The sequence below is a fragment of the Kocuria tytonicola genome, assembly GCF_003687455.1.
GTDB lineage: Bacteria > Actinomycetota > Actinomycetes > Actinomycetales > Micrococcaceae > Kocuria > Kocuria tytonicola.
The window spans coordinates 1-3,974 of the sequence record NZ_PHOA01000148.1 but is presented as its reverse complement, the minus strand read 5'-3'; the positions used below and the strand labels follow the sequence as shown (position 1 = coordinate 3,974).

General features: G+C 73.6%; 3 protein-coding genes. All 3 read left to right on the top strand.

Translation table 11 applies throughout. The features are described 5' to 3' along the window. Nucleotides 1-232 precede the first annotated feature (232 nt). Nucleotides 233-1,252, top strand: a complete 1,020-nt coding sequence (locus tag CWC38_RS11195) for a tetratricopeptide repeat protein (protein ID WP_121846800.1) — start codon at nucleotides 233-235, stop codon at nucleotides 1,250-1,252. A 274-nt stretch (nucleotides 1,253-1,526) separates the two neighbouring features. Next, complete coding sequence (locus CWC38_RS11190) at nucleotides 1,527-2,468, top strand: ABC transporter ATP-binding protein (RefSeq protein ID WP_121846799.1); 942 nt, start codon at nucleotides 1,527-1,529, stop codon at nucleotides 2,466-2,468. After that, a partial coding sequence (locus tag CWC38_RS11185; protein ID WP_240625240.1) for a hypothetical protein occupies nucleotides 2,450-3,974 on the top strand: 1,525 nt, incomplete at its 3' end. The genes CWC38_RS11190 and CWC38_RS11185, both read left to right, overlap by 19 nt.

Below are 3,974 nucleotides of genomic sequence, written 5' to 3'. Positions count from 1 at the left end.
GTCCTCGGCGGGCTCGGGCGGGACCTCGAACCGCTGCCGGGACGGTCGGAAACGTGCGGGAGGCCGGTTCCCGGATCCAGTGCTTGTGCTCACGCGGGAAGCGTACAACGCCGGGTGCGCAGGACTTCCATCCGGGCGGGTGCCCATAATGGGACCAGCAAGCTCCGGCGCGCGCCGGACCGACCACCACGCCCCGCCCCGATCCCGGGCGCGGGCACCCCAGGAGGTACACATGAGCGAATTCCCCCGGTCCCCGCAGAACCGTCCGGCACCCCAGGGCCGTCCGGGAGCGCCGTCGTCCACGCAGGCGCCCGGCGGCCGTGCCGAGCCCGGCGAGGCCGCCGTGCCTGCGTCGGTGCGCGGTGCCGTGGACCTCGGTGCCGCCGGCGCGGCTCCCGCCCCGGGTGGGGCACCGGCGGGGTCCGCGGGCGCGGCGTCGTCGGGGTCCGGCGGCTACCGCGTGCAGCTGAGCACCGCCACCTTCCAGAAGTACGCGGAGGCCTCCACGCAGTACCCGGTGGTCGTGGTGCTGCACTCGCCCCAGAGCCCCGAGTCCGAGAGCTTCGTGGACGTGGTGGCGCGCGTGGTGGACGAGTTCCAGGGACGCCTACTGCTCGGCACGGTGGACGTCTCCGCCGAACCGCAGATCGCCCAGGCCTTCCAGGCGCAGTCCGTGCCCACGGTGGTCGCACTGCTGGGCGGGCGCGTGGTGCCGCTCGTGAACTCCACCGTTCCCGAGCAGCAGATCCGCGAGCTGCTGGGCGAGCTCGTGAGCCTTGCCGAGCAGAACGGCGTGACCGGTACCGCCGAGCCCACGTCCCAGGACGAGCCCGCGCCCCTGCCGCCGCTGCACCAGGAGGCCGTGGAGAAGCTCGAGGCGGGCGACCTCGACGGCGCGGAGGCCAGCTACCAGAAGGCTCTCGCCGAGAACCCCGGGGACCACGACGCCAAGCTCGCGCTCGCCCAGGTGCACCTGCTCCAGCGCGTGAGCGCCATGGACGCCAACGCCGTGCGCTCGGCGGCGGCCGACGATCCCGCGAACGTGCCGGCTGCGCTGGACGTGGCGGACCTCGATGTCTCCGGCGGCCACGTGGAAGATGCCTTCCGCCGGCTGCTCGGCATCGTGCGGACCACGGCGGGGGAGGACCGGGAGTCCGCCCGCGCCCGGCTCGTGGAGCTTTTCGACGTGGTGGGCTCCGACGATCCCCGCGTGGTCGCCGCCCGCTCCCAGCTCATGCGCGCGCTGTTCTGAGCCGCTGGCTCGGTGACTCGCCGGCCCGCCGAGTCGCTTGATCGCCGGGCCGCCGAGCCACCGGCCGGCTGACTCACTGGGCCACCGAGCCACTGGCCCGCCGAGTCATCGAATCGCCGGCCTGTTCCGGGCGTCGCTCCGCCCCCGGGGATCCCGATCCCCGGGGGCGGGTGTCGTGGCGATCCCGGATCGGCGATGCGCGAGAGCGTGCGGGGGACCCGCCAGGCCCGGGGAAATATGCGGGATCGCGAACGGTTGTCAGTAGGTTGGGGCCATGAGCATCCCACCGAACGGACCCACGACGCCGCGCCGCGAGCCCGACACCGGCGCGGACGACCCTCGCGCGCAGCAGCGGCCACCCGCACCACCGCACGTCGCGGACGGCGGCACCCCGGCGCCGTCGCCCGCTGCCCACTGGAACAGCGCGCAGGGCGACGCCGCCGCACTGGTGGTCCGGGACCTCACGAAGGTCTACGGCCACGGTGCGCGGCCCGCGGCGGACCGGGTGAACCTCACCGTGCCGCGCGGCTCGTTCTACGGACTCGTGGGACGCAACGGCGCGGGCAAGACCACCACGCTCTCGATGGCCACCGGTCTGCTGCGACCCACGTCCGGCGCGGTCCTCGTGGGCGGTGGCGCCCGTGACGAGCCCGTGGACGTGTGGCGGGACCCGGTCACGGCGAAGCGCCGCATGGGTGTGCTCCCGGACGGCGCGCACCTCTTCGACCGACTCACGGGCCGCCAGCTCATCTCCTACTCCGGTCTGCTGCGCGGGATGGACCGCCAGCTGGTCAAGGACCGCGCCGAGGACCTGATCGTCGCGATGGACCTGCAGGAGGCCGCGGGGCGGCAGGTGCAGGACTACTCCGCGGGCATGACCAAGAAGATCGCCCTGGCCGCGGCCATGGTCCACGCGCCGAGCCTGCTGGTGCTGGACGAACCGTTCGAGTCCGTGGACCCGGTCTCGGCAGCCAACATCCGCTCCCTGCTGCACCAGTACACGCAGGCCGGCGGCACCGTGGTGGTGTCGAGCCACGTGATGGACCTGGTCCAGCGCATGTGTGACCACGTGGCCGTGATGGACCAGGGCAGGGTGCTCGCCGAGGGCACCATGGACCAGGTCTGCGGCGGCATGTCCCTGGAGGACCGTTTCGTGTCCTTCGTGGGTGGACGCACCGAGGCGGGGGAGGGACTGCAGTGGCTGCGACCGGAGTGAACCAGACCCCCGACGGCGCCCTGCCGGAGCCCTCGGCGGGCGGTCACGACGCCGCCGTGACGGACGGCCCCGGCCCCGAGACACGTGGTCCCGACGCCGCCTCCGCGGCCCCCGCGCCCGCTGCCGCCCCGGCCGCCGACGCCGCCGTCCCCGACTCCGTGCGCCCGGCACCTGCCGGGCAGGAACGGGTGACCCACCGCATGGGCGTGCTCGAGGAGGCGCGCAGGCTCGCAGGACTCAAGTGGCGCATCCTCCGCAACACCCTGACCCGCAGCACGTGGGTTCTGGTGGGCACGATCCTGGGCGGGCTCTACGCCCTGTTCATCCTGGGCATGCTGCTGACGGGGATGTTCTTCCTGGGCACCGAGCCGCTGGAGGTGGTCACCCCGGCCGGCGTCCTGGTGGGCAGCGTGGTCCTGCTGGGCTGGTGGCTGATGCCGGTGCTCTCCGCCAAGGCCGATGCCACGCTGGACCCCGCCCGACTCGCCCTTTTCCCGCTCAGCACCACGGGTCTGCTGGCGGGCCAGGTGATCGGGGCGCTGATCGGGATCCCCGGTGTGCTCACGGTGATCGCCCTGGCCGGGTGGCTGTTGACGTGGCGCACCTCACCAGCGGCCATGACCGCCTCGGTGGTGTGTGCCGTGCTGGCCGCGCTGCTCGCCTTCACGGGTGCGCGCTGCGCCTCCGCCCTCGCGGCGCGGATCGCGAAGGGACGCCGCTCCGCCGAGATCATCTCGATCCTGAGCCTGCTGCTCATCGTGCTGCTCGGCCCGATCTTCGCATCCGTCGCCACGGGGGTGGAGCGGGTCTGGGACCGGCTGCCCACGTGGGCAGCCGTGCTGGGCTGGACCCCGCTGGGCGCGGTCTGGGCCATCCCGGGCGACGTGGGAACGGCCGAGTGGGGTACCGCACTGGCACGGCTGCTCGTCGTGCTGGTCACGCTCGCCGCGCTCGTGGCCGTGGCGCGTCTCGCCCTGGGCCGCGCCCTGGCCGACGCCGCCGGGGGAGCCGCCCGCGCCACCGGACGGTCCGCCACGGGTATCGGTCTCTTGGACCGGTTCCCGGCCCGGCCGTGGGGTGCGGTGGCCGCAAGGAGCCTGATCTACTGGCTCAAGGACCCGCGCTACTCGGCCTCCCTGATCATGATCCCCGCGCTCAGTGCGGGCCTCTGGTTCCTGGGCGGCGACTCCGGATTCGCCGTGTGGGTGCTGCCCATGATGATCGCACTGCTCATGTCCTACGCGATCTCGGCGGACATCTCCTACGACAACACCGCGTTCAGTCTCCACCTGCTCGCCTCCGTGCCCGGCCGGGCGGACCGGCTGGGCCGGGTGGTGGCCATGCTGGTCGTGGCCACCCCGCTGGTGGCGCTGGGGCTCGTGCTGTGGCTCGTGCGGCTGCAGCAGTGGCCCGCCCTGCCCGCGATGGCCGGGGTCTGCGCGGCGCTGCTGCTGGGCGGGGGCGGTGTGGTGTCGGTGGTCTCTGCCCGCTACACCTATCCCACCC